The organism is Sulfuricaulis sp., assembly GCF_041499725.1.
Taxonomy (GTDB): Bacteria; Pseudomonadota; Gammaproteobacteria; order Acidiferrobacterales; family Sulfurifustaceae; genus Sulfuricaulis.
Window position 1 is genome coordinate 1 of sequence record NZ_JBGQKW010000034.1, and the last position, 25757, is coordinate 25757.

At 61.0% G+C, this 25757-nt stretch carries 28 protein-coding genes, 2 pseudogenes and 2 riboswitches; of the genes and pseudogenes, 25 read left to right on the forward strand and 5 right to left on the reverse strand.

All coding sequences use genetic code 11. The annotated features are described in order from the left end of the window. The 6 genes and pseudogenes from ACC569_RS07510 to recG form a co-directional block, all read left to right on the forward strand. On the forward strand, window positions 1-964 hold a 964-nt coding region (locus ACC569_RS07510; RefSeq protein ID WP_372522892.1), incomplete at its 5' end, for a YicC/YloC family endoribonuclease. A gap of 333 nt (window positions 965-1297) precedes the next feature. Beyond that, entirely contained in the window at window positions 1298-1903 is a 606-nt protein-coding gene (gene gmk / locus ACC569_RS07515) for a guanylate kinase (RefSeq protein WP_372522893.1), read from the forward strand. Window positions 1904-2227: 324 nt separating this feature from the next. After that, a complete protein-coding gene (rpoZ, locus tag ACC569_RS07520; protein ID WP_372522894.1) occupies window positions 2228-2533 on the forward strand; it encodes a DNA-directed RNA polymerase subunit omega in 306 nt (101 codons plus the stop codon). 4 nt (window positions 2534-2537) lie between these two features. After that, window positions 2538-4727: a bifunctional (p)ppGpp synthetase/guanosine-3',5'-bis(diphosphate) 3'-pyrophosphohydrolase gene (locus ACC569_RS07525; protein ID WP_372522895.1), complete on the forward strand. Its 2190-nt coding sequence runs from the start codon at window positions 2538-2540 to the stop codon at window positions 4725-4727. A 49-nt stretch (window positions 4728-4776) separates the two neighbouring features. Then, window positions 4777-5154: pseudogene (locus ACC569_RS07530) on the forward strand (RidA family protein); the annotation flags it as partial. A gap of 123 nt (window positions 5155-5277) precedes the next feature. Next, a complete protein-coding gene (recG, locus tag ACC569_RS07535) occupies window positions 5278-7350 on the forward strand; it encodes an ATP-dependent DNA helicase RecG (protein WP_372522896.1) in 2073 nt (690 codons plus the stop codon). Between the two features lie 12 nt (window positions 7351-7362). Here recG and ACC569_RS07540 read toward each other — a convergent pair whose 3' ends face one another. Then, the gene (locus tag ACC569_RS07540; RefSeq protein ID WP_372522897.1) at window positions 7363-7887 is read right to left on the reverse strand and encodes an acyloxyacyl hydrolase; all 525 of its coding nucleotides are present in this window, start codon (window positions 7885-7887) and stop codon (window positions 7363-7365) included. A gap of 166 nt (window positions 7888-8053) precedes the next feature. Here ACC569_RS07540 and ACC569_RS07545 point away from each other — a divergent pair, with 166 nt between their 5' ends. The 5 genes from ACC569_RS07545 to aroE all read left to right on the forward strand — a co-directional run bounded on the left by ACC569_RS07545 (window position 8054) and on the right by aroE (window position 12097). Continuing rightward, window positions 8054-8632, forward strand: a complete 579-nt coding sequence (locus ACC569_RS07545; protein WP_372522898.1) for a chorismate lyase — start codon at window positions 8054-8056, stop codon at window positions 8630-8632. A gap of 2 nt (window positions 8633-8634) precedes the next feature. Continuing rightward, window positions 8635-9486 (forward strand): 4-hydroxybenzoate octaprenyltransferase, encoded by an 852-nt coding sequence (gene ubiA, locus ACC569_RS07550; RefSeq protein ID WP_372522919.1) that lies wholly within the window; start codon window positions 8635-8637, stop codon window positions 9484-9486. Window positions 9487-9505: 19 nt separating this feature from the next. Continuing rightward, entirely contained in the window at window positions 9506-10120 is a 615-nt protein-coding gene (locus tag ACC569_RS07555) for a glutathione S-transferase N-terminal domain-containing protein (protein ID WP_372522899.1), read from the forward strand. A gap of 22 nt (window positions 10121-10142) precedes the next feature. Next, a complete protein-coding gene (locus ACC569_RS07560; RefSeq protein ID WP_372522900.1) occupies window positions 10143-11156 on the forward strand; it encodes a sodium:calcium antiporter in 1014 nt (337 codons plus the stop codon). Window positions 11157-11257: 101 nt separating this feature from the next. After that, complete coding sequence (gene aroE, locus ACC569_RS07565) at window positions 11258-12097, forward strand: shikimate dehydrogenase (protein ID WP_372522901.1); 840 nt, start codon at window positions 11258-11260, stop codon at window positions 12095-12097. 118 nt (window positions 12098-12215) lie between these two features. On the opposite strand, the gene ACC569_RS07570 is transcribed toward aroE, so the two are convergent. After that, window positions 12216-12416, reverse strand: coding sequence for a hypothetical protein (locus tag ACC569_RS07570; RefSeq protein ID WP_372522902.1), 201 nt, complete (start codon window positions 12414-12416; stop codon window positions 12216-12218). A 62-nt stretch (window positions 12417-12478) separates the two neighbouring features. Next, complete coding sequence (locus ACC569_RS07575; RefSeq protein ID WP_372522903.1) at window positions 12479-12748, reverse strand: transcriptional regulator; 270 nt, start codon at window positions 12746-12748, stop codon at window positions 12479-12481. Window positions 12749-12821: 73 nt separating this feature from the next. Here ACC569_RS07575 and ACC569_RS07580 point away from each other — a divergent pair, with 73 nt between their 5' ends. Then, window positions 12822-13289, forward strand: a complete 468-nt coding sequence (locus ACC569_RS07580; RefSeq protein ID WP_372522904.1) for a helix-turn-helix transcriptional regulator — start codon at window positions 12822-12824, stop codon at window positions 13287-13289. A 19-nt stretch (window positions 13290-13308) separates the two neighbouring features. Here ACC569_RS07580 and ACC569_RS07585 read toward each other — a convergent pair whose 3' ends face one another. Together ACC569_RS07585 and ACC569_RS07590 are read right to left on the reverse strand one after the other, a co-directional pair. Next, window positions 13309-13836: a gamma carbonic anhydrase family protein gene (locus ACC569_RS07585; protein WP_372522905.1), complete on the reverse strand. Its 528-nt coding sequence runs from the start codon at window positions 13834-13836 to the stop codon at window positions 13309-13311. A 29-nt stretch (window positions 13837-13865) separates the two neighbouring features. Beyond that, complete coding sequence (locus ACC569_RS07590; protein WP_372522906.1) at window positions 13866-14867, reverse strand: serine/threonine protein kinase; 1002 nt, start codon at window positions 14865-14867, stop codon at window positions 13866-13868. Between the two features lie 27 nt (window positions 14868-14894). Between ACC569_RS07590 and prlC the strand changes: the two genes are divergently transcribed. The 13 genes and pseudogenes from prlC to ACC569_RS07655 all read left to right on the forward strand — a co-directional run. Further along, the gene (gene prlC / locus ACC569_RS07595; protein ID WP_372522907.1) at window positions 14895-16952 is read left to right on the forward strand and encodes an oligopeptidase A; all 2058 of its coding nucleotides are present in this window, start codon (window positions 14895-14897) and stop codon (window positions 16950-16952) included. An 11-nt stretch (window positions 16953-16963) separates the two neighbouring features. Continuing rightward, on the forward strand, window positions 16964-17587 hold the full coding sequence (locus tag ACC569_RS07600) for a TIGR04211 family SH3 domain-containing protein (protein WP_372522908.1): 624 nt from the start codon (window positions 16964-16966) through the stop codon (window positions 17585-17587). 3 nt (window positions 17588-17590) lie between these two features. Next, a complete protein-coding gene (locus ACC569_RS07605) occupies window positions 17591-18148 on the forward strand; it encodes a glutaredoxin domain-containing protein (protein WP_372522909.1) in 558 nt (185 codons plus the stop codon). Window positions 18149-18183: 35 nt separating this feature from the next. Continuing rightward, entirely contained in the window at window positions 18184-18957 is a 774-nt protein-coding gene (gene xth, locus ACC569_RS07610) for an exodeoxyribonuclease III (protein WP_372522910.1), read from the forward strand. Next, complete coding sequence (locus ACC569_RS07615; protein WP_372522911.1) at window positions 18944-19981, forward strand: FAD:protein FMN transferase; 1038 nt, start codon at window positions 18944-18946, stop codon at window positions 19979-19981. The genes xth and ACC569_RS07615 overlap by 14 nt, the downstream gene beginning before the upstream one ends. 152 nt (window positions 19982-20133) lie before the next feature. Next, window positions 20134-20469 carry a cupredoxin domain-containing protein gene (locus ACC569_RS07620; RefSeq protein WP_372522912.1) on the forward strand — a complete coding sequence of 112 codons (336 nt, stop codon included), beginning with the start codon at window positions 20134-20136 and terminating at the stop codon, window positions 20467-20469. A gap of 28 nt (window positions 20470-20497) precedes the next feature. Then, window positions 20498-21340 carry an FTR1 family protein gene (locus ACC569_RS07625; protein ID WP_372522913.1) on the forward strand — a complete coding sequence of 281 codons (843 nt, stop codon included), beginning with the start codon at window positions 20498-20500 and terminating at the stop codon, window positions 21338-21340. A gap of 87 nt (window positions 21341-21427) precedes the next feature. Then, on the forward strand, window positions 21428-22219 hold the full coding sequence (locus ACC569_RS07630) for a hypothetical protein (protein ID WP_372522914.1): 792 nt from the start codon (window positions 21428-21430) through the stop codon (window positions 22217-22219). A 62-nt stretch (window positions 22220-22281) separates the two neighbouring features. Then, the gene (locus ACC569_RS07635; RefSeq protein ID WP_372522915.1) at window positions 22282-22410 is read left to right on the forward strand and encodes a hypothetical protein; all 129 of its coding nucleotides are present in this window, start codon (window positions 22282-22284) and stop codon (window positions 22408-22410) included. Between the two features lie 109 nt (window positions 22411-22519). Continuing rightward, on the forward strand, window positions 22520-23443 hold the full coding sequence (locus tag ACC569_RS07640) for a hypothetical protein (RefSeq protein WP_372522916.1): 924 nt from the start codon (window positions 22520-22522) through the stop codon (window positions 23441-23443). 113 nt (window positions 23444-23556) lie between these two features. After that, a riboswitch (glycine riboswitch) is annotated at window positions 23557-23651 on the forward strand. 21 nt (window positions 23652-23672) lie between these two features. Then, a riboswitch (glycine riboswitch) is annotated at window positions 23673-23756 on the forward strand. A 69-nt stretch (window positions 23757-23825) separates the two neighbouring features. Then, window positions 23826-24920: a glycine cleavage system aminomethyltransferase GcvT gene (gene gcvT, locus ACC569_RS07645; RefSeq protein ID WP_372522917.1), complete on the forward strand. Its 1095-nt coding sequence runs from the start codon at window positions 23826-23828 to the stop codon at window positions 24918-24920. A gap of 14 nt (window positions 24921-24934) precedes the next feature. Then, window positions 24935-25330: a glycine cleavage system protein GcvH gene (gene gcvH, locus ACC569_RS07650; RefSeq protein WP_372522918.1), complete on the forward strand. Its 396-nt coding sequence runs from the start codon at window positions 24935-24937 to the stop codon at window positions 25328-25330. Between the two features lie 115 nt (window positions 25331-25445). Beyond that, a pseudogene (locus ACC569_RS07655) lies at window positions 25446-25757 on the forward strand (glycine dehydrogenase); the annotation flags it as partial.

A 25757-nucleotide genomic window follows, 5' to 3' on the forward strand; every position in this document is an offset into this window, starting at 1 on the left:
CGCGGGCCGAGGATATCGGCCTGCCGCGGCCCGGATTTGCTCCCGGCAAACCCGCGGTTTACCATCCGCGCTGCCCATGAACCGCGCCAAATCCCCATCCCCGACCGCCAGCATGACCGCCTTCGCCCGCCGCGAGGCCGCAACGCCGTGGGGGGCGCTCACCTGGGAACTGCGTTCGGTCAACCATCGCTATCTCGAGATCGCCCTGCGCCTGCCGGAAGAGCTGCGGGTACTCGAACCGCGTGTGCGCGAACTGATCAATGCGCGTTTGGCGCGCGGCAAGGTGGACGGTACCCTGCGCTTCCAGGCGGGCGAGGCGGCGGGCGCGCTGGAGATGAACGAGGATCAGGTACAGCGGCTGCTGGTTTCCGCCGGCCACCTGCGCGGCCTGTACGCCGATCTCTCGCCGCTGCGCGCCGTCGACATCCTGCGCTGGCCGGGCGTGCTCAAGGCCCAACCGCTCGACGTCGACAGCCTGGGCGCCGCGGCGATCGAGGCACTCGCAGCCGCACTCGACGATCTGGCCGCCACGCGGAGCCGCGAAGGCGCGCGTTTGCAGGAGTTCATGTTGCAGCGGTTGCAGGCCATGGAGCAGCTGGTGGTGAAGGCGAAGGAACTGATTCCGGAGGCGGTGCGGATATTTCGCGAACGCCTGGAGACGCGTCTGAAAGAAATCAAGCAACAGCTCGACCCCGCGCGCCTCGAGCAGGAGATCGTTCTGTTCGCGCAGAAGTCCGATGTCACCGAAGAGATCGACCGGCTCACCGCGCATTTCGCCGAAATCCGCCGCGTGTTCGGCCAGGCCGGTCCCGCCGGCCGGCGCCTCGATTTCCTGATGCAGGAACTCAACCGCGAGGCCAACACTCTGTCGTCCAAGTCCACCGACACGCGCCTGACCAACGTCGCGGTGGAGCTCAAGGTGCTGATCGAGCAGATGCGCGAGCAGGTGCAGAACATTGAATAAGAATTCCTGACAAAAAAGAAACAAACAGGATTAACAAGATTTTTCAGGATTTTGATGCGCGCCTTTCTCGCTTCGCGTCCCGCGGCGCTCGAAAGTCCAGGGCCGCCATCCCTGGCGGCCCGCTCGGCGGGAAGACGGTCCACTGGACCGTCTTCTTATCCGCCTCGCCCCTGGCACGCACCCGGTGGGCGGCCTTTGGCCGTCCAATTCTGTTCCGGACAGAATTGTCAGGATTAAGGATTTCAAGAAATAAAAATCCTGTTAATCTTGTTTTTTATTCCTGTGAACCCTGTCCAATTTTTTCTTTCCCGGCGTCCTGGCGGTTAAGAACATATGAACAAAGGTCGACTTTTCATTTTTTCCGCCGCCTCCGGCACCGGCAAGACCAGCCTCGCCAAGGCGCTCGTCGAACGCCTGCCGGACCTGGCGTTCTCGGTGTCGCACACGACGCGCGCGCCGCGTCCGGGCGAGCAGCACGGCGTGCATTATTATTTCGTGAACCAGCAGCAGTTCGACGAGATGGTGTCAGCCGACCGCTTCCTCGAGCATGCCAAGGTCTTCGGCAATTCCTATGGCACCTCGCGTGCCGCGACCGAGAACCTGCTGCGTCAGGGCAAGAACATCATCCTCGACATCGACTGGCAGGGCGCGCGCGCCATCAAGGAAAAGATGCCGGAGTCGGTCAGTGTTTTCATCCTTCCGCCTTCGCGCGCGGCACTGGAGGAGCGCCTGACCAACCGCGGCCAGGATGCGCCGGAGGTGATCGCGCAACGCATGCGCGCGGCGGTGTCGGAAATGAGCCACTATAAGGAATTCGACCACGTGGTGGTCAACGATGATTTCGAGGCTGCCCTGAAGGATTTGCAGGCCGTCATTCGCGGCGATGGCATGCCCCGACCGGTCGGGGTGGATATGGATGCCCTGTTGTTTGAAACTTAAGAGCCTCGAAGCAAAATGAATATGATTTTGAACCGCCAAGAGCCACAATTTTGCCGGGAGCAAAATTGGGCGCGCGCCAGGGATGGCGCGCATCAAGGTCGCCAAGAAAGCTGTTTTTTGAGGAGAAAAACTTGGCGTTCTTGGCGTCTTGGCGGTTAATTTCATTTTGTTAGGGGTTCTAAGTAGAAAAACCGGCCGTATATCAGTAAGATGAAATAAGAAGCATGTCTCTCACCCGCCCGATTAATCGTTTGGGCGAGTGCTTTATTAGTATTAAACCCTGCGGCACCGCCGCGTTTCCTGTCTGATGACTGAGGTATAGGTATGGCCCGTATTACCGTAGAGGATTGCCTGGATAACGTTGATAACCGTTTTCAGCTCGTGCTGGTGGCCACACGTCGTGCGCGCCAGCTGATCAATGGCGCGGAAGCCTGCGTGGAGCGCGAAAACGACAAGCCCACGGTGCTCGCCCTGCGCGAGATCGCCGGCGGTTTCGTGACCAATGCCATCCTGGACGAGGAAACGCCGCAAGCCGGACTTGAGGCCGATGAAGACACAACCGACCAAACCCAGACCGGCGGGATCGACATTGCCCCCGCCGCCGGCAAAGAGGGCGGAACCGAAGTCTGAGTCGGTGCCGTCCGCTGCCGCGACGCCGTCTTCCGGCCAGCGGTTTCAGATCAGCGACCTGTGCGCGATCCTCGAAACCTACCTGGAACCCAAGGACGTCGCTGACGTCTACCGCGCCTATCTGTTCGGCGCCGAGGCCCACGACGGACAGCAGCGCGTCAGCGGCGAGCCCTACATCTACCACCCCATCGAAGTCGCCCGCATCCTCGCGGGCATGCGTCTCGACGCCAAGAGCATCACCGCCGCGATCCTGCATGACGTGATCGAGGACACACCCACGGCGAAGGAGCGCATCGCCGAGGAGTTCGGGGAGGATATCGCGGCGCTGGTGGACGGCGTTTCCAAGATCACCCGCATCGAATTCCAGTCGCAGGAGGAGGCGCAGGCGGAGAACTTCCGCAAGATGCTGCTGGCCATGGCGAGCGACATCCGCGTCATTCTCATCAAGCTCGCCGACCGTCTGCACAACATGCGCACCATCAGCGCGCTGAATCCCGACCGCCGCCGCGCGATCGCGCGCGAAACGATCGATATCTACGCGCCCATCGCCAACCGCCTCGGCGTGCGCCAGTGGGCGATGGAGCTGGGCGATCTGGCCTTTGCCGCGCTGCACCCGCTGCGCCATCGCATCATCGCCGAGGCGGTGCGCAAGCGTCTTGGCAACCGCAAGGCGATCGTCGAAAAAATCCGCACCGCCGTCCTCAACCAGCTGGAACGCGAAGGCCTGCCCGCGGAGGTCGGCGGTCGCGAGAAGACCCTGTACAGCGTCTACGCCAAGATGGAGCAGAAGCACCTGTCCTTCGACCAGGTCTACGACATCTATGGTTTTCGCGTCGTCGTGGACAAGGTGGACAACTGTTATCGCGCGCTCGGCGTGATTCACAATCTGTACAAGCCCATCCCCGGCCGGTTCAAGGACTACATCGCCATCCCCAAGGCCAACGGCTACCAGTCGCTGCACACGGTGGTGTTCGGTCCCTTCGGGGTTTCCATCGAGGTGCAGATCCGCACGAGCGAGATGAATCGCGTGGCCGAGGCCGGCGTGGCCTCGCACTGGCTGTACAAGAGCGGCGACACCGCCGCCGATCCCATGCAGCAGCGCGCCTTGCAGTGGCTCAAGGACCTGCTGGAAACCCAGCAAAAAGCGGGAAACCCGAGCGAATTTCTCGAGCACCTCAAGGTCGACCTGTTTCCGGATGAGGTGTACGTGTTCACGCCGAACGGCGAGATCAAGAAGCTGCCGCGCGAGGCCACGGTCATCGACTTCGCCTACGACGTGCACACCGACGTCGGCAACCGCTGCATCGGCGCCAAGGTCAATCATCAGCTGGTGCCCTTGCGCACCACCCTGCGCAACGGCGATCACGTCGAGATCATCACCGCGGAATGGAGCCACCCCAATCCCGCCTGGCTTACTTATGTCGTCACCAGCAAGGCGCGCGCGCATATCCGCAGTTTCCTCAAGAACCAGAAGTTCAACGAATCGGCCAAGCTCGGCGAGCGGCTGCTGGACCAGGCGCTCAAGGATCTCGACTCCGATGCATCGCGGCTGACCGAGAAAAGCCGCCAGGCCCTGCTGAAATCCCTCAAGCTCATCAACTGGGACCAGTTGCTCGGCGAAATCGGGCTCGGCAACCGGCTGGCGGCGGTGGTGGCGCGTCAGCTCGTGCCGGAAGCGCCCAAGGTCGATGCCGGGGAGGAGAATCGTTTCTTCAGCCTCTTCAAACGCCGGCCGGCGCGCGATAAGGCGCCGACGCTCGCCATCCACGGCACCGAGGGCGTGGTGGTGACCTATGCGCGCTGCTGCCGGCCGATACCGGGCGATCCGATTCTCGGTTTTCTGTCCGCGGGACGCGGCATCGTGGTGCACACCGAGGATTGTCCGAACGTGGCCAAGTTCCGCAAGCACCCGGAACAGTGGATCGACGTCCAGTGGGAGAAGGACATCAAGACCGTGTTCCCGGTGAGCATCCGGGTCGAGGTCAAGAACCAGCGCGGCGTGCTCGCGGCGATCGCGGCGGCCATCGCGGAACAGGGCGCCAATATCGACACCGTCTCGTTCGACGATCGCGACGGCCAGTACACCACCATGGACTTCACGCTCGAAGCGCGCGGCCGCGGGCATCTGGCCCAGATCATGCGCCGCATCCGCGCGCTCGAGTCGGTGGTGCGGATCAACCGCAAGAAGGGCTGACTCTCTTCAGGATTCTGAAATCAGAAATGCCCACTACTAAGGAACAGACGTGAAAAGAACGATTGTCAAAACGAACAAAGCCCCCCAAGCCATCGGCCCTTATTCCCAGGCCGTCAAGGCCGGTGACACGGTTTATCTCGCCGGTCAGATTCCGCTGATGCCGGAAACCATGACGCTGGAGAGCGGCGACATGCGCGCGCAGATCCGGCGTGTATTTGAAAACCTGGGCGCGGTGGCCCAGGCGTCCGGCGGCAGCCTGCAAGACGTGGTAAAGCTCAACGTGTATCTCACTGACCTGACGCATTTTCCCCTGGTGAACGAGGTGATGGTGCAGTATTTTCGCGAACCCTATCCGGCGCGCGCGGCGGTCGGCGTCGCCGCGCTGCCCAAGGGTGCGGCGGTGGAGATGGACGCGGTCCTGATTCTGGATAAACCTGTCGCATCAACAAAAAAATCCAAGGCGGGTAAAAGTAGCAAGACGAAAAGTCGCCGCTGACAACCACGCGTCTCCGCTGATTTTCAGCCGTGTTTCCCGGCGTGACTCAATAATATGGATATTGCCTCACTGCCGGTGACCAGTCTCAAGGGAGTTGGCCCCAAACTCGCGGAAAAACTCAAACGTCTCGGCCTGCACACCGTGCAGGACGTCCTGTTCCATCTGCCCCTGCGTTACCAGGACCGCACGCGCGTTCTGCCCATGGGCGGCCTGCGGCCCGGGATGGAGGCCGTGGTCGAGGGCGAGATCGAGCTGGCGGACGTGGTGTTCCGCGGCCGGCGCAGCCTGATCTGTCGCGTGAGCGACGGCACCGGCCATCTGCATCTGCGGTTTTTTTATTTCAGCGCGGCGCAACAGGCGAACCTTGCGCGTGGCCGTCGTCTGCGCCTGTTCGGCGAGGTCCGCTTCGGTCCCGCGGGTCTCGAGATGATTCATCCCGAGTACGAATTCACCGATGACACTCAGCCTGCCAAGGCGGAGGAAAACCTGACGCCGGTGTATCCGGCGACCACCGGCGTGCATCAGCTGAGTCTGCGCAAACTCGCGCGCCAGGCGCTGGAAAAATATCTGGAAAAAATCGAGGAACTTCTGCCGCCCGCGGTGTTGCAGGAGCTGCGTCTGCCCACGCTGACCGAGGCGCTGACGCTGGTGCATCAGCCGCCGCCGCACACGCCGGTGGAGTTGCTGGCGCAGGGTAAACATCCCGCGGTGCTGCGCCTCGCCTTCGAAGAACTGTTGGCGCATCACCTGAGTCTGAAGCGTCTGCGCACGCGGGCGCAGACGGAAAGCGCGCCCGCCATTACCGGGGCAGGCAGGCTGATGCAACAGTTGCTCGTGCAGTTGCCGTTTCAGCTCACGCGCGCGCAGCAGCGGGTGCTCGATGAAATCCTGCACGATCTGCGCCAGGGCCATCCGATGCAGCGCCTGGTGCAGGGCGATGTCGGGTCGGGCAAGACCATCGTCGCCGCGTGCGCGAGCCTGGGCGCCATCGAAAGCGGCTTGCAGGTGGCGGTGATGGCGCCGACCGAACTGCTCGCCGATCAGCACCTGCGCAACTTTTCCGGCTGGCTCGAGCCGCTCGGTGTCTCCGTGGTCGGACTCTCCGGCAAGCTCAACGGCCGTGCGCGCCAGGGCGCGCTCGAAAAAATCGGATCGGGCCGGGCCGCCATCGCCGTCGGCACCCAGGCGCTGTTTCAGGAAGACGTCGAATTTGCCGACCTGGGACTCATCATCGTCGATGAACAGCACCGCTTCGGCGTGCATCAGCGCCTGGCGCTGCGTGAGAAGGGGCGGCGCGGCGATCGCCGGCCGCATCAGCTGATCATGACGGCCACCCCCATCCCGCGCACCCTTGCCCAAAGCCTCTATGCCGATCTCGACGTGTCGGTGATCGACGAGCTGCCGCCGGGACGCAAACCGGTCGAGACCGTGGCGATTCCGGCCGCACGCCGCGCCGATGTCGTCAGCCGCATCCGCGACGCCTGCACCGCCGGCCGCCAGGCCTACTGGGTCTGCCCGCTGATCGAGGAATCCGAGACGCTTGAGCTGGAGACGGCGACGGACACCGCGCAGGCGCTGCACGAGGCACTGCCCGAACTCAAGGTGGCGCTGATCCACGGGCGCATGAAGCCGTTGGAAAAGGAAAAAATCATGGCCGCGTTCAAGCGCGGTGAGATTCATCTGCTGGTTGCGACCACCGTCATCGAGGTTGGCGTGGACGTGCCCAATGCCTCGCTCATGATCATCGAAAATGCCGAGCGGCTGGGGCTTTCGCAATTGCATCAACTGCGCGGGCGCATCGGCCGCGGCCAGGCCGAAAGCCACTGCGTACTGCTGTATCAAGCGCCGCTGTCGGAGATGGCGCGGGCACGGCTCGCGGCGTTGCGCGAGACCAGCGACGGCTTCGAGATCGCGCGGCGCGATCTGGAGATGCGCGGCCCGGGCGAGGTGCTCGGCACACGCCAGGCTGGCATGCCGCAATTTCACATCGCCGATCTGTTGCGCGACCGCGCATTGCTGCCGCGCGTGCAGCAGTTGGCGGATCTGCTCCTCAGGGAGTATCCCGAGAGCGTGGACCCGATCGTGCGGCGCTGGCTCAGCGGCGCTGAAACCTACGGTAACGTTTGAAAATCCGGGACGCTAGAATTCGCGCGCCAGCATCACCGTCAGGAAATCCTCCCCTGTGTTCGGTCCATGCCAGTTGAGTTGTAAAGCGGTTTTGCCATTCGAGTAATGAGTCTCGCCGATGGACAGGTCGTATTTTCCAAATTTGCGCCCGAATGCCAGGCGCGCCACGAATTGTCCGGTGGTGCCCAGATGATCCGTGGTCCGGTCAACCACGCCGATCCCGAGCGTGCCCGCGAAGTAAGTTTCAGGTGAAAGTTTCCAGCGAAGCGTGCGCGCGACTGTGAGCGCAGTGTTGTAATTCCGGCCATTCCAGTGGGCGAGGGACAGATCGTAGAGGCTTTTCTGATTGAACAACGTTGGCGCGTCTTTCTGGTACGAGAGAAACACCGCGTTTGATCCTTGCGAGAAAATGTTCCCGCGTCCCACCGCGACGGCCAGCATGTCGGCAGCGGTGAGTGATGGACACAGCAGCAACCCGGTGCCCAAGAAAAAAGCCGGCTTGAGCCATGCGCGCGGAACTGACGGCAAAATGTTCACTTATTTCTCCCCGAAACGATTGTTATCCTTTGCCGCGACCGGGTGCGCGTGGCCGTTCCAATATGATTTCCCAGGGGACGGCGCCATGTAAAGTGCCACGGCTTCCGCTGACCGGGTGGGGCGTTTCTGCTACGATTCGGCACCCATAAATCATTGATAAAATTACATGGCTATTGTGAGCCCGGTGTCGCCGCGATGCAGGGAGCCGCTGTGGCGGCCGGTACGACGGCTGAACCGCGCCGGTGTCCCGGAAAAATACCTGCCGTGGCTGCTCGATCCGGCCTCGCTCACCGAGCGCCTGATCGGCCATTGCCACCAGCGCTTTCATGTCCAATTGCTCGACCAGCGGCGCGCGCGTCCGCTGTGCAGCGAGGCAAGAGCGGTAGGCATGCGGGGCGGTACGCGTGCCGTGGTTCGCCAGGTGCAGTTGATGTGCGGAGAAACGCCGTGGGTCTATGCGCGCACGATCATTCCGCCGCCGACGCTGGCGCGAAAATTCCACCGCTTCGCCCGTCTCGGCACGCGCTCCCTCGGGGCGGTGCTGTTCGCCGATCCGTCGATGCAACGCGGCGAGGTGGAGGTCACCTGTCTCACTTCCGCCGATTTCCTCTACGGCTTGGCGACGCGTCATCTGCGCGACAGGCCCGCGATGATCTGGGGGCGGCGCTCGCTGTTCCGGCTCGGCGGCAAGCCGCTGCTGGTGTGTGAATTTTTTCTGCCGGACATTCCTGAATTCTTGGAATGATGATCGCGGAACGGCTCAAGGACTATGCGCGGCTGATGCGTCTGCACCGGCCGATCGGCATCCTGCTTCTGCTCTGGCCGACGCTGTGGGCGCTGTGGATTGCCGGACAGGGCCGGCCCGATCCGCACGTGCTCGCCGTGTTCGTGCTGGGCGTGGTGCTGATGCGCTCCGCCGGCTGCGTGATCAACGACTACGCCGACCGCGATTTCGACCCACACGTGGAACGCACGCGCGACCGGCCGATCGCCGCCGGGCGCGTCAGTCCGCGCGAAGCGCTGGTGCTTTTCGCGGCGTTGTGTCTCATCGCGTTTGCACTGGTGCTCACGCTCAACCGCCTGACCATCCTGCTTTCCTTCGCCGGCGCGTTTCTTGCCGTGACCTATCCCTTCGTCAAGCGTTTCACGCACTTGCCACAGTTCTATCTCGGCGCGGCATTTGGCTGGGGTATCCCCATGGCGTTCGCCGCCCAGACCGGCGCCGTGCCGCCCGTGGGCTGGGCGCTGTTCGCCGCCAACGTGTGCTGGTCGGTGGCCTATGACACGGCCTATGCCATGGTGGACCGGGACGACGATCACAAGGTCGGGGTTAAATCCACCGCCATCCTGTTCGGCCGCCACGACCGCGCGATGGTATTTCTTTTCCATGTTCTCACGTTGTCGCTGCTGGCGTACTCAGGCGCGCTCGCCGGCCTTGGTTTGCGGTATTATGCCGGCTTGGCGGCGGCGTTCGGGTTCGCGCTGTATCAGCAACACCTGATGCGCGAGCGGACGCGTGACGGTTGCTTCCGCGCTTTTCTGAACAACAATTGGTTCGGCGCAGCGGTATTCGCCGGTCTGTTGTTGAATTATCTGTAAAAATCATAAAGGTTAATCGATGAAACTCTACGGTTCACTTACCTCGCCCTACGTGCGCAAGGTCCGCATCCTGGTCCGGGAGAAGAATCTCGCGTGTGAGTTTGTCGTGGCCGATGCCTGGGCCGCGGACAGTCCGATTCCCGCGCTCAATCCGCTCGGCAAGGTGCCGGCGCTGGCGCTCGATAATGGCGACGTCCTTTTTGATTCTCCGGTGATTGTCGAGTATCTCGATTCGCTCAAGGTGCCGGCGCTGCTCACCGTCTCGGGCGCGGCGCGCTGGGAGATACTGCGCTGGCAGGCGCTGGCCGACGGCATGCAGGACGCCACTGCGAGTCGCCTGCTCGAATCGCGGCGGCCCGCTGAACAACAGTCGGCGGAAAACATCCGGCGTCAGGAAGAAAAAATCGCGCGCTCGCTAAAATACACCGAGGACCACCTGCACAGCGGACCCTGGCTCGTGTCGGATCGTTTCACCCTGGCCGACCTGGTCATGGCGGTGGCGCTCGAATACATCGACTTTCGCTATCCGCACGACTGGCGCAGTCGCCATCCACGGCTTGCACCGTGGCTGACCGGCGTGAGCGCGCGCCCGTCGCTGATCGAAACCCGGCCGCCCGGCATGGAAAAGAAATAGGAATCAGAGCGGAATTCCAGACATGACCCTGGGCATTCTTCTCATTGCGCTGCTCGTTATTCTGATCGGCGCGGAAACCTTCACCAATGCCCTCGAACACCTCGGAGAACGTCTTAAAATCTCCGAAGGCGTGACCGGTTCCATTTTTGCGGCGGTGGGCACGGCCCTGCCCGAGACCATGGTGCCGATCGTGGCGATCCTTTCCACCGCGAGTACCCAGGCGGTGCGCGAGGAGGTAGGCGTGGGCGCGATCCTGGGAGCGCCGCTCATGCTGTCCACGCTCACGATGTTCCTGGTGGCGATCTTTGCCATTCACAAGCGCGGCTGGCAGGACGATTTCCATCCCGAGCGCTCCGGGCTTACCCGCGACCTGCGGTGGTTTCTGCTCGCCTTTGGCCTGAGTGCGGTCGCGATATTCGTTCCCCATCACGTGGCCTGGGTGCGTGCGTTGCTGGCGCTATCGCTGGTGCTTGTCTACTTCATTTACCTCATGTTGACCATCCGCGCTTCGGCCAGCCTGGTCGCTGACGGACACGCCACCAAGGCGGGTGAGCCGCTGTTCCTCGTGCGGCTGATGGGGCGCATCAACGTGCCGGAAAACCTGTTCACGGTTCTGGTGCAGCTGGGCATGGGATTGGCGTTCATCGTCTTCGGCGCGCATGGATTCGTGCAGGGCGTGGAACAGTTGTCCGCCTGGCTCGGCATCTCGGCGCTGGTGTTGGCGCTGCTGATCGTGCCGGTCGCCACCGAATTGCCGGAGAAGGTCAACAGCATTATCTGGATCCGCAAGCGCAAGGACACGCTCGCCTTCGGCAACATCACCGGCGCCATGGTGTTCCAGGGCTCGCTCCTGCCCGCACTTGGTATTCTGCTGACACCCTGGGAGCCGCGCCGGGAGGTGATGGCGGGGCTGGTTCTGACCATCGTTGCCAGCGCCTATGTTTTGTTTATGTTGCGCCGCGGGAATCTTCGCCCCGTGCATCTTTTCTTCAACGGATTTTGCTATCTCGCCTATCTGATCACCGTGCTGATATAGCCGCCGGATCCCGTGGCACCAGGCGCCAGCCCCCCGTGCCGGTCGGCGGGCAATAGCCTAGAATAGGCCGCCTGAATTTTGAGGCTGGAACGGTGGTAATCATGGCGGAAAAAGACACAACCCCGGCGCGTTACGCGGTGATGGGCAATCCCGTCGCTCACAGCAAGTCGCCCGTCATTCACAAGCAGTTTGCGCACCAGGTCGGCCATGACATCGAATACACCGCGCTCTGGGTCGATCTCGACGGCTTTGCGGAAGCTGTGCAGCAGTTCCGCGCCGAGGGCGGCAAGGGGCTCAACATCACCGTGCCGTTCAAACTCGAGGCGTATCGGCTTGCGGACAATCTGAGCGATCGCGCGAAACTCGCCGGCGCGGTTAACACGATCCGTTTCGAGCCCGACGGAACAATCTTTGGCGACAACACCGATGGCACCGGCCTGGTGCATGATCTGACGAAGAACCTGAACGTTCTCCTGAGAGGCAAAAAAATTCTGGTGCTGGGCGCGGGCGGCGCCGCCCGCGGCGCGCTCGGACCGCTACTCAAGCAGAATCCCGTCGTGCTCGTCATCGCCAACCGCACGGTCTCCAAGGCGAAGGAACTCGCCAAGACGTTCGCGCATTTCGGCAAGGTCGAGGCCGTTGGCTACGACGATCTTGTCGGCAAACGCTTCGATGTCGTGATCAACGGCACGAGCGCCAGCCTGAAAGGTGAGGTGCCGCCGCTGCCGGTGAACCTGTTCACCTCCGGGGCGGTCGCCTACGACATGATGTATGGCGACAAACCCACGCCGTTCCTCGAGTGGGCCATGCTGCACGGCGCCGAAACCGCCGCCGACGGCCTAGGGATGCTGGTGGAGCAGGCGGCGGAATCGTATCTGCTCTGGCGCGGCGTGCGGCCGGAGACGAAACATGTGATTGCCGCTTTGCGGAAGGGCGGATAATTATTGCGGCGGCATGAATCTACTGTGATTTTCATCATTGACCCGGCACGCCCGGTTGTCACGGATGCCCAGTAACGTATTTCGTGACCGGTCTTCGTTCAAGAACAATCGTGCCGGGTCAATAATTGTCGCCAACACGCACGAGAGCACTGGGCACCATGTCGTTGCCGCGCCCACCGGTAATATTCATTTTGCGCAGTACGTGGTAAACCGCGCCCTGTGTCACACCCAGGCGCTGGGCGATCAGGGAATTCGATAGCCCCTGGCGTTTGAGTTTGATGACTTTCACGGGATCAAGCTTGCGGAACGGTCTAGACATGGTCTCTCCCTGGTTCAGGCAATGAGTGAAATTCGCTATACATATTCAGTTTGATCCGTGCTTCACGCCCGCCCGCTGTTACGGCTTTTATCAAGCTGATTCGAAACGTCCACCCGCCGGTGCGGTTTTGCCGGCAGGTAGCGGGCCGGGAAAAGAACTTCCAGCGGAATGCCGGTGATATCGGAAACGCGTTTTTCGACGCGAGCGCTGATGTATTTGCGCGTCAGCACCTGTTGCACGGATTGCGGTCCGAACAGACCCAGCTCTTCGGCCACCCGGGTGAGGGTGTAGCCCTTCTTGGCGAGCGCGTATTTCATATCCAGATAATCCATTCTTGTTCTTCCTTGTGTTAGGATTTAGCTGAAGTTATTCAGCATTACCTTTTCATGTTCTTGTCAAGAAAGCATGGTGCAAAAAATTACACCTGTCAATACAGCTAGTGTAAAAAGTTCATCACCGGGACGTCTGAAGGAAGAGCGCACACGGCTCGGCCTGAGTCAGTCGGCACTGGCTGAGTCGCTGGGGGTGACCAAATGGACGGTGATCAACTACGAGAGACCGGCCAGCCGCGGCACGCCGATCCCGGCCGACCTGCTTTCCGCCTGCGCCCGATTAGGCATGGACGTGCAGTACATCCTCACCGGCGTGCCTTCTAGCAACATGAACCGGGTGGCGGAGGAGGCCGGGGCCTACCGGGTGGAGCGGAAGGCGTCTGCCGCGCTGTCGAAGGAAGAGCAAAGACTGCTGGAAAAATACCGCCGTCTCAAGCCGCAACAACGCACGCACGCGCAGGCGATCGTTTCCACCCTGGTTTCGACGGAGGGGAAGGTAATAAGAAAACCGGCGCGGCGGAAACCGCGCGCAAAACGCTGAGACGGAAGGGCGCCGTCACTTACTTCAGATAATCGTTTTTCAGTTTCACGTAATGCCTGGCCGAGTACTCGAACCAGGCCTTTTCTTCCGCGGTCAACTCGCGCACGCGCTTCGCCGGGCGGCCCATCCACAGATAACCGCCTTCGAGTTCCTTGCCTTCGGTGACTAGGCTGCCGGCGCCGAGGAAGGCACCGGCGCGCAGGATCGCGCCGTCGAGGATGGCGGAACCCATACCGATGAGGCAACGCGACTCGACGGTGCAACCGTGAATGATGCACTGATGGCCGATGGTGACATCGTCGCCGACCACCACCGCCCAGCCTCCCGGCACGCCCTCGTACTCATGCGTCCCGTGGAGGACGCTGCCGTCCTGGATGTTGGTGCGCGCGCCGATGCGGATGACATTCACGTCGCCGCGCACCGAGCACATGGGCCAGATGGACGTGTCCTCGCCGACGACGACATCGCCGATGACGGTTGCCGCCTCATCGATGTAAACCCGGGGCCCGATCGTGGGCAGGATGTTCTTGTAGGGACGGACGGCCATGGCCGCGATTATAGAAAAAAACCGGCGCGCTACGCCATCCATGACAACGGCGGCTCATCCAGCGCTGCAGCCTGCTGTTTGAGCGTCAACACCTGTTCTTCCCAGTAACGTCGCGTGTTGAACCAGGGAAAGTTGCGCGGGAACGCGGGATCGTCCCAGCGCTCGGCTAGCCAAGCCATGTAGCGCAGCATCCGCAGCGTGCGCAGCGGTTCGATCAGGCGCAGTTCGGCGGGATTGAATTCCATGAACTCGCCGTAGCCGGACAGCACGTCGGCCAGCTGGAGTTCCATTTCCTCGCGCTCGCCGGAAAGCAGCATCCACAAATCCTGCACCGCCGGTCCGGTGAGGCAGTCATCGAAATCCACCAGATGCGGGCCGGTGTCGGTCCAGAGAATGTTGCCGAGGTGGCAGTCGCCATGCAGGCGTATCCACGCGGCATCGTCGGCGGCGCGAAATGCGGCTTCGATGGGCGGGAACAGATAAGCCGTGATGGCGAAGAACGACGCGCGCAATTCCTCCGGCACGATATCGTGCTCTTTCAGATAGCGTACCGACCGATGGCCGAATTCCTCGATGCCGAGGCGCGCCCGGTGGCGGAACGGTTCGGCCGCGCCCAGTCGGTGCAGCCGACCGAGATAGCGGCCGAGCAGGGCGCGGTCCGCGCGTGAGTTCAATTCCGGCGCGCGTCCCGGCTGCCACGGAAAGACGGCAAAACGAAAACCGCCGTAATGATTGAGCGTCGCACCGTCGCGGCGCGCCAGCGGCGCCACCGCGGGGATTTCGTGTTCGGCCAGCTGCTGCGCGAAGAGGTGTTCTTCGAGGATGGTGGCCTCGTCCCAGCGGCCGGGGCGGTAGAACTTGGCCACGCAGGGTCCGCCGTCCTCGGTATCCACACGGTAGACGCGGTTTTCGTAGCTGTTGAGCGCGAGCAGCCCCCCGGTACAGCGCGTGCCATAGGTTTCCACGGCCTCGAGGATAATCTCGGGCGTGAGCGCGTCGTACGGATGGGATTGAGAGTGGGGGGCGGTCATCAGGGCGGCACGTTATAATAGTTCTGCATGGAAAACACCTCTCTGGCCGCCAACCCCCTGCTCGATCTCACGCAACCGCCCCGTTTCGGCGCCATTCTGCCGGAACACGCCGGCCCGGCGCTGGAGCAGGTACTGGCGGAAAATCGGCGTGCACTGGAAAACCTGCTCGCCGCCGGAGTTCTCCGCACCTGGGACAGCTTCGCCCAGCCGATCGAGGATATGCGCGAGCGGCTCGTGCGCCTGTGGTCGCCGGTGTCGCACCTGCACGCGGTCATGGACAGCGAGCCGCTGCGCGCGGCGTACAACGCCGGTTTGCCGAAGGTCACCGACTATTTCACGGAACTGGCGCAGGACGAGCGGCTTTACGCCGGTTACAAGTCCATCGCCGCGGACCTGGAATTCTCGAAACTGACCCAGGCGCAAAAAAAGATCATCGAGAACACGCTGCGCGATTTTCGTCTTGCCGGCGCGGAGCTGCCGCCACAAGAAAAGGCGCGCTTCAAGCAGTTGCAACAGGAGATTGCGGCGCTGCACAGCAAGTTCACGGAAAACGTGCTCGACGCCACCCAGGCCTGGGACTTGCGTCTCGGCGACGAAAAAGATCTGGCCGGTTTGCCCGAGACCGCGCGCGCCATGGCCAGGCAGAACGCGCAGGAAAAAAATCTGGAAGGATGGCGCTTCACGCTCGAGGGGCCGTCGTTTATCGGTTTCATGACGTATGCCGATAACCGCGAACTACGGAGGCAAATGTACGAGGCCTTTAGCACGCGCGCGAGCGACCAGGGGCCGACGGCTGGGAAATGGGACAACGGCGAACTGATCGCGCAGCTCTTGAAGCTACGCCGCGAGTCGGCGCGGTTGCTTGGGTTTGCAAACTACGCCGAGTACGCTTTGCAAACGCGCATGGCCAAGACCGTTCCCGAGGTGATGGATTTTCTGAATGACCTCGCGGTGCGTGCCAGCCCCGCGGCGCGGAAGGATTTTGATGAGCTCAAACGCTTCGCCCGCGAGGCGCATGGCGTGGAACCGCTTGAGGTTTGGGACATCGGGTACTACTCCGAGAAGCTCCAGCAAGCCAAGTACTATTTCTCGCAGGAAGACGTTCGCCCCTATTTTCCGGAAACCCGGGTCGTGCCCGGTGTATTTGAGGTGGTCGGGCGGCTGTATGGCCTGAAGATTACCGAAGTCAAAGGCGTTGAGGTATGGCACCCGGATGTGCGCTTCTACGAAATCCGCGACAGCGCGGGCGAGGTGCGCGGACGGTTCTACATGGACCTGTATGCGCGGGCCAACAAGCGTGGCGGCGCCTGGATGGACGAGTGCATCAATCGCAAGCGCACCGCCGCCGGCGTGCAGGTGCCGGTGGCCTATCTCGTGTGCAATTTCTCGCCGCCGGTCGAAGGCCGCCCGGCGCTGTTTACGCACGACGAAGTCATCACGCTGTTTCATGAATTTGGACACGGCCTGCATCACATGCTCACCCAGGTGGACTACGTGGGCGTCGCCGGCATCAACGGCGTGGCCTGGGACGCGGTTGAATTGCCGAGCCAATTCATGGAAAACTGGTGCTGGGAGCGCGAGGCGCTGGATCTCATCGCCGGGCATTACCAGAACGGCGCGAAGATTCCCGACGATCTTTATGCCAAAATGATTGCCGCCAAAAACTTCCAATCGGGGATGCAATTCGTGCGGCAACTGGAATTTTCCCTGTTCGACATGCGCCTCCACAGCGGCTACGACCCGGAGAGCGGAAAAAGCGTGCAGCAGGTATTGGATGAGGTGCGGTCGGAAGTGGCCGTGATGATTCCGCCCGCGTTCAACCGTTTCCAGAACGGGTTTTCGCACATTTTCGCCGGCGGCTACGCCGCCGGTTACTACAGCTACAAATGGGCCGAGGTGCTGTCGGCCGACGCCTTCAGCAAGTTCGAGGAGCACGGCGTTTTTGACCGGGCCACCGGTGTGGAATTTCTGCAGAATATTCTGGAGCAGGGCGGGTCACGTGAACCGATGGAACTCTTCGTGCAGTTCCGCGGCCGCGCGCCGAAGATCGATGCGCTACTGCGGCATTCCGGTTTGACGGTTTGACGGGAGGAACCATGACAGGAAGTCATCGCACTCTGCTGGTCCTGGCCATGTTGGGTATTTTCACCAGCGCCCGGGCGGAAACCTTATATGTCGCCGAGCGCATGCGCATCGGCCTGCGCACCGAGGCCACGGAAACCGGCGCGGTGGTGAAAACCGTCGAGACCGGCACGCCCCTGGAGGCGATCGAGCGAGTCGAAAATTTCGTGCACGTGCGCGATCCGCAGGGGACGGTGGGCTGGGCCGAGGCGCGTTATCTCACCCCCGACGCCCCCGCCCGATTGCAGATGGTCAAGCTTCAGGAAGATTTGGCCAGGAGCCGGTCTCAGACGGCGGAGGCGCAGGCTCAGCTCAAGAAAGCCCAGGCCGCTGCGGCAGAACAGGCGGCAACAATTAAAGCACTTGAGCAGGAAGCCGCGGACAAACCGGCCATGCCGCCTGCGGCGAGCCCGGTGCCGGCACCGCCACCCGTCGTGGCGCCGCCGGTCGGCAAAACATCGAAGGACGCCGGTTTTAGCGTCAGCTACCTGTGGCTGGGAATTTCCTTTGCTATGCTAGGAATTGGATTCGCCGCCGGTGTTAAATGGTTGCGCGAGTCCATACGCAAACGATCAGGCGGCATGTATTTGAGGATTTGACCCATGGGACGGATAAACCTGTTGCTTGTCATGGCGCTGGTGGCGATCGGAATTCCCGCGGCGCAGGCGGATACCTTGTACAAATGGGTGGACAGTCAGGGACGTATTTCTTATCACGATCAGCCGCCGCCGGACGGTGCCGGCTATCGTGTCGAGGAGAAAGTGCTCGGCACCGGCAACAAGCACAAGGAGGACGATACGCTCGCCAAGGTCGTCGAAAAGTATCCGGTTGTGCTGTACTCCGTTCCGGCCTGCGGTTCCTGCGACCTCGCTCGCGCCTATCTGCAGAAGCGCAAGGTTCCGTTCACCGAGCAGAATCTCGACAACAATCCGGAACTGCAGCAGACCCTCAAGAAAAAAATCGGATCCTTGTCGGCACCCACGCTCATGATCGGTGAGAAAGTCATGAAGGGTTATGTGGAATCCGTGCTGGAAGGAGAGTTGGACGGGGTTGGCTATCCGAAAATCGAGGCAGCTGAACCCTCCGCGAACGAGGGCCAGGGAAATGATAAGGCCCCGGCCCCGAGCGATTCCGGTTACCGGCCCACCCGCCGTTACTAAACCGGCCTGAAGCCGAAGGCCGGATACTCCTGTCCATGAAAATCGCGACATGGAATGTGAATTCCATTCGCGTGCGCCTGCCGCAGGTCCTCGAGTGGCTGCGGAAGGAGGCCCCGGACATCCTGTGTCTGCAGGAAACCAAGATCACGGACGAGGTATTTCCCGCCGCTGCGTTTCGCGATATCGGCTATCAGGCTGTTTATGCCGGCCAGAAAACCTACAACGGTGTCGCCACGCTGAGTCGAACATCGGCCGAAAAAATCATCACCTCGCTGCCCAATGCGGACGGTGTGCAGAAGCGTCTGCTCGCGGCAACCATCGACGGCGTGCGCGTGGTCAACGTGTACGTGCCGAACGGCGAGGAGGTCGGGTCGGAGAAATACTCCTACAAGCTTTCCTGGCTTGCGGCGCTGGATAAATATCTCGCCGAAGAATTGAAAGCCCATCCGAAGCTGGCACTGCTGGGGGATTACAATATTGCGCCGGAAGAGCGCGACGTCCACGACCCGAAACGCTGGGAGGGCCACGTGCTTTTCAGCGAACCGGAGCGCGCGGCTTTTCAGGGTTTGTTCCGGCTTGGGTTACTGGATGTATTCCGGAAGTTCGACCAGCCGGATAAATGCTTCAGCTGGTGGGATTATCGCGCGGGCGCGTTCCACCGCAATCACGGCTTGCGAATCGATCATATCCTGTGCAGCGCCGTCCTGGCGTCGGAATGCCGCGGGTGCCGCATCGATATCGAGCCCCGGAAACACGAACGGCCTTCCGACCATGCCCCGGTCGTCGCCGAATTCCATGCCGTACCCTAAGCGCCTCCTGTCCGTTTTTGTCATCGTCTTCCCGGTGTTCGTGACGGTATTGATCCGCCCGGGCGACGTGTCCGCGGAGCTTCCGCAATACGCCGACACCCGTCCTCTGATGGGTACGCTCGTGAGCATGACGGTCGAAGGGCCACGACGCGACGTTCTAGAGCAGGGCGTAAACGACGCGTACCGCGAGATGTCGCGTCTGTCGGACATGATGAATCATTACAACCCCGACAGCGTGGTGAGCCAGATCAACCGCCAAGCCGGCGTGCAACCGGTTACGGTTCCGCGCGAATTGATGGAAGTGCTGGCCATGGCGCGGCGGGTGTCGGAGCGCAGCGAAGGCGCTTTCGATATCACGGTCGGCTCGCTCAATGTCTGGCGTTTCAATCCGGAAAATCCCGGCATGCCATCGCCGGATGAGATCCGGCATGCATTGCCGCTCGTGAACTTCCGCCATGTCATTTTGAATGAAAAGAACAGGACCGTGCTGCTCAAGCAATACGGCATGCGCATGGACTTGGGCGGCATCGCCAAGCTTTACATTCTGGATGCCGGCATGCAGGTGCTGAAGCAGCGTGGCATCACGCACGCGATGATTAACGGCGGCGGCGATGTGGTCGTCATGGGGATTCATCAGGGACGTCCCTGGCGTATCGGCATTCGCCATCCCCGGCGCGGGGATGTGTTGCTTGGCACCGTTGAATTGACGCAGGGCTGGGTGGTGACCTCCGGCGATTACGAGCGTTATTTTTTCAGGGACGGAAAACGCTATCACCACATCCTCGACCCGCGCACGGGTTATCCCACTGAAGGCCCGCAGCAGGTGACGCTGGTAGCGAACGACATCGGGCGGGTCAATGGCTATTCCCTCGCCATCATGGTCCGCGGGGTGGAGTGGGGTCGTGCCCTGATTGTGCAGACACCCGGGCTTTCCGGCCTCGTCGTCGATCATGCGGGTCAGCTGTGGAGTTCGCCCGGCATGGAAAAACTCTGGTTCGCCGCTCCAACCCCGCAGGGTCATTAAATATAATTCAGATCAATGGGTTAAAACGGCTTTCCCGTAGCGAAGACCGCAAGTTTACGGGGCCTGAATCTAATTGAGAACGATTTGTATTTAGATTAAGATTATGGAACAATCCTTGGCGTGACATTAAAACCAAAGAAAGGGCAGAAATCATGAACGTCAAATATTGGGTAATGGTGCCGGCGCTGTCGTTGGGGATCGCGCTACCGCTGCATGCTGAAAACCTGCCGGCCTTTAATCTCACTATCAAGGACGGCCGTTATTCGCCGGAGCAGGTGGAAATCCCGGCCGGCCAGAAAATAAAACTGGTCATCAAGAACGACGGGCCTGGACCGGAAGAATTCGAAAGTTCGGATCTCAACCGGGAAAAGCTCATCCAGGACGGGAAGACTGCGGAGGTCACCATCGGTCCTCTCAATCCCGGCACATACAAATTTATCGGCGAGTTTCATCCTAAGACAGCCCAAGGCCAGATCGTAGCCAAGTAAGCGTAAATCAGTTCAGGAGTTTAGCGTCATGTTAGCAACCGCCATTATCGTGTTCCGTGAAGTGCTGGAAGCGGCACTCATTATCGGTATCGTGCTCGCCGCCACCCAGGGGCTTGCCCGGCGCGTCAGCTGGGTCAGCATGGGAATCATAGCCGGTGTGGCTGGAGCGGGCTTGGTGGCCTGGTTCGCGGATGCGATTTCCTCCGCGCTCGCCGGCGTCGGTCAGGAAGTCTTCAACGCGGGAATCATGTTGTTCGCCGTGCTGATGCTCGGCTGGCATAACGTGTGGATGAAACGTCACGGCCGTGAAATGGCGCAACAAATGCGTGATGTGGGTCAGGCCGTCAAGCTCGGTAGCCGCTCGATGTACATGCTGGCGGTAGTGATCGGTCTCGCCGTGTTGCGTGAAGGTTCGGAAGTCGTGTTGTTCCTCTATGGCATTGCCGTGGCGCAACAGGATTCACCGGGTCTGATGTTGTCCGGTGGCCTGTTCGGGTTGCTCTCGGGCGCGATGGCAGGTTTGCTCATGTATCGTGGTCTGCTCCGCATCTCGAGCCGGCACCTGTTCACGGTGACGACATGGATGATCACGCTGCTGGCGGCCGGCATGGCCGCGCAGGCGGCCGGGTTCCTGACGCAGGCGGACCTGTTGCCGCCGCTGGTGCAGTCCATGTGGGACACGTCGGGGATCGTGGCACAGAGCAGTGTTTTTGGACGCGTGTTGCAGACGCTGATCGGTTACGCCGACCATCCTAGTGGCATGCAGGTGCTGTTTTACGCCACCACGCTCGCGGGCATCGCCGTGCTCATGCGTTTTTACGGCAGCGCCCCTGCCTCGAAAGTTCAGCCGCTAAACGCCATCGAAACATAGCCGGGCAGAAATTTGTTCATACTGACGGCATTTTTTTGTCTTCTAAATGTAAATAATTCTCATTTCATTAAATATAAAGGAAAAACCATGAAATTCAGCAAAATGAAATCCATTCCATGGCTCGCAGGCCAAGTGCTTTTGGGAAGCACAGCGTTGTTGCTCAGCCATGCTGCGTACGCCCTCAATTATTTCGAACTCGAAGTCTATCCGTACAAAACTGCCGCCAAAGGCGAAGTGGAGCTGGAAAATTTCACCACCTACACGCGTCGGGGTAGCCAGGATCTGCCGGTGCCGGACAACAACAAGGGGCTGACCCGCAACTCGTTCGAGGCCAGTTATGGCGTCACCGAAAAAACCGACGTTGCCGGTTACGTCGATTATTCACACACGCGCGGTAAAGACGATTGGGATCTCAAGGCAAGCCGTCTGCACGTGCGCACGCGTTTTGCCGAAAAGGGTGAACTGCCGGTGGACCTCGGTTTGTACGCAGAAGTCGAATTCCCGCGCAATGACGACAATGATGCCGAACTGGAGTTGCGCGGCATTATCGAGAAGGATTTCGGCAAATGGACGCTCGACGTTAATCCGATATTCGAGAAAGTTCTGAAAGGCGCGGAAAAGGATGTCGGCTGGGAGCTTCAATACGCGGCTTCAGTGATCTACCGGTTCGATGAACGTTGGCATCCGCGTCTGGATTTTTTCGGCGACTTCGGGACATTGCGGGATTTCGAAGGTCGGGACGAACAGAAACATCTGATTTCCCCTGCCGTTGACATCATGTTCGGACATGGATTGTCCGCCAGTCTCGGTGTTGCTTTTGGACAGACCAAGGCGAGTGAACAGCAACTGGTGCGTGCCCGGGTTGAATGGGAATTTTGAGAATCGGGTCTGGGCGCTATACGCCGGAACCGGAACGGCAATGAAAAGCGAGGAGCAAAACAATGCATACGTTTAGTCGGTCAGTTGTCATTGGAATAGCGTTAGGTTTTGCCGATCTGCCGGCGACGCTGGTGCTGGCGGGCCTGATCCCGGTCGTCATGCTGGTGCGACGCTCCACGTCCCGGATCTGACCCGGCTCCCGGGTGCGGCGGGATTTCCCGCACCGGGCTTAGGCAGTGTAATATCTCTCGCCATTCGGGGTCGGGTTCAGGATAGCTGCCGCCGACCGCCTCAAAAAACATGAAATACCTGTTGACCGCTACGGGATGCTGTACCGCGATGCTGGCCGCTTTCAGCCTGGGCGCTGAAGCGGCTGACGGTTCGTCGGCGCCGGCCTCCATCACCTGCGCCGACCCGGCCGCGGATATCGAGATGACACTGATTTCGAAAACCGGACCGGCCACCGGGCGCGTGCGCATTACCGGTGTCGTGAAAAACCTTGGCACCGCCACGTGGATTGCCACCAGCCCGACACATCGTTTGCAGATGGTACTGGCGCAGAAGGATTCCGAGGAAAACCCGCTGGGCAATCCGGTGCAGCCGCCAATCGCCATCGCCCAATTGTCGCCCGGACAGCAGTTCAGGATCGATCATCAGATGAACTGGGACACGAGCAAGAACACATCGTATCCCCGGTTCATCGTGAAATTTTCCGATTCGGGACGGATCGGTGCTTATCCCGCGCGGTATCATCCGGATTGCCGCACCGACAATAACCGCAAGGAAGTTACCGCGGCCGATATCAACAAACTGTTCGGTTTGGCCGCGCCGTCCGGCAAACCGCTGACGATCCAGAGCTATCGCCTGCTCGGGGGCGTGGGTGTCAACACGGTGGAAACGTTACTCGGTTACAGCAAAACGTCCGCCGCTGCCGGAAAGATCACGGCCTCGGTAGCGGCGCCTTACCGCGGAACCTCCGACGAGGTTCCGATCGAGGGCAATTCCGGCAGCGCCAGAATCCGGGTGCATATTCACTGCGATATCCAGAATGCATCGACCGTTCCCTCGCGCCCCGTGGACATTACCTACCGCTCGTGGGGTTCGCTCGGTTTGCCCGGCAGCTCGAGATGGGTGGTGAGTTTCAGCACCGAGCAGTCCATCCCCTATAGCGAGCTGTGCGGCGCCGCGCCGGTCACCCGTCCGTCCCGATCGTCTTCACGGTAAAGCCTTTTTACGGCCCGCGCAGAAACAAGGCGCGACAGGTCGTGGAAATCCCGCAATATTCTCCGCGCGGCTTGGCGCCCACGGAGGGCTGCGCTATAGTGCCGCCCTCGACACGCTCTCCTGCGGGAGAGACCACGCGGATGATACGCGTGGCGCCGAAGGCGCAACCCGCCCGGAATCGCTCAGGCAAAAGGACCGCAGGATTCACCATCGGCTGCTGACGCAGCCTTGGGTCGTCTCTGGAGAGAGGTGGCCGCACGGCTCACCCACCGAAGGGGCTCAAGCTCTCAGGTTACCGGACAGAGGGGCGATGGTCTCATGGCCATCGCCCTTTTTGTTTTTTTGCGACCAATGCCGGCTTGTCCGGCAGGAAAGGTTTCACATGGGTAACCGCACACCGTTATACGACAATCATCTCAAGATGGGCGCCAAGATCGTGGATTTCGGCGGCTGGGACATGCCGCTGCACTACGGTTCCCAGATCGAGGAGCACCATAAGGTGCGGAAAGACTGCGGGATGTTCGATGTCTCGCACATGAACGTGGTGGACGTGAAGGGCGCCAAGGTCCGCGATTTCTTCCGCCTGCTGCTGGCCAATAACGTCGACAAGCTCAAGACGAAAGGCAAGGCACTGTACAGCTGCATGCTCACCGCCAAGGGCGGCGTCATCGACGATCTCATCGTCTATTACATGGATGACCAGTGGTTCCGCGTGGTCATGAACGCCGCCACGCGCGACAAGGACATGGCGTGGGTGAACACGGCGGCCAAGGAATTCGGCGGGCTCACGGTTACACCGCGCAACGATCTGGCGATGATCGCGGTGCAGGGACCGAACGCGAAAGAGAAGATCTATCAGGCCTTGGGCGAGGCGCTGCGTACCCCGGCCGGCGCCCTCAAGCCGTTTCATGCCGCGGCCGTGGGCGAGCTGTTCATCGCCACCACCGGTTATACCGGCGAAGACGGTTTCGAGATTATTCTTCCCGCCAAGGCCGCGCCGTTCACCTGGCAGATGCTGAACGAAGCGGGCGTGGCACCCATCGGGCTGGGCGCGCGCGACACCTTGCGCCTGGAAGCTGGCATGAATCTCTACGGCTCGGACATGGACGAGACCACCACGCCGCTGGAATCGGGCCTGGCCTGGACCGTGGCGCTCGAACCGTCCGACCGGAAATTCATCGGGCGCGAGGTGCTGGATAAACAAAAGGCCCAGGGCGTTCCGCGCCAGCTCGTCGGGCTGGTGCTCGAAGGCAGGGGTGTGCTGCGCAACCATCAGAAGGTAATAAGCAACGGCGCGTGGGAGGGTGAAATCACGAGCGGCAGTTTTTCGCCCACGCTCAATCAGGCCATCGCGCTGGCGCGCGTCCCGGCCGCGGTGAAAATCGGCGATCGCGCCACGGTCGACCTGCGCGGCAAGCCCGCAACGGTGCGCGTTGTCAAATATCCGTTTGTCCGCAATGGCAAGAGTTGTTTTTAAAAGCGAGGGGAATCATGAGCAATATTCCGAAAGACCTTAAGTACACGAAATCGCATGAATGGGTGAAGCTGAACGGCGACGGCAGTGTCACCGTCGGCATCACGCACCACGCCCAGGATCTCATGGGCGATATGGTGTTCGTGGATCTGCCGCCGGCGGGGACCAAAGTCACGAGCGGCAAGGAATGCGGCGTGGTGGAGTCCGTGAAGGCGGCCTCCGACGTGTACGCGCCGGTCAGCGGCGAGATCGTTGAGGCCAATGCCGCGCTCGCCGATTCCCCCGAGACCGTGAACAAGGACTGCTACGGCGCTGGCTGGATGTTCCGTCTCAAGCCCGCGAACAAGGCCGAGTTCGATGGCCTGCTCGACGCCAAGGCCTACGAGGCGCTGGTCGCGTCTGAGAAACACTGATTGAACCGCCAAGAACGCCAAGTACTCTAAGAGAGGCAAGAAAATGAGAAGTCGAAAAGAATTTGCTTTCCTTGGCGTCCTTGGCGGTTCAATAATATATTTATAAGGTTTAATTATGCCGTTTATTCCGCATACCGATGCCGACGTGAAAGCGATGCTGAAAAGCATCGGCGTCAAGTCGATTGACGATCTCTTCGACGAAATCCCCGAGCGGCTTCGCGCCGGCAAGCTGACGCAGGTGCCAGAAGGTCTGAGCGAGATGGAAGTGACGCGCATGATGCAGGGGCGCGCCAACCAGGATGGTGCGTATACCAATTTCATCGGTGCCGGCGCGTATGAGCATCATATTCCGGCGGCGGTGTGGGAGATCGTCACGCGCGGCGAGTTCTACTCCGCCTACACGCCGTATCAGGCCGAGGCGAGCCAG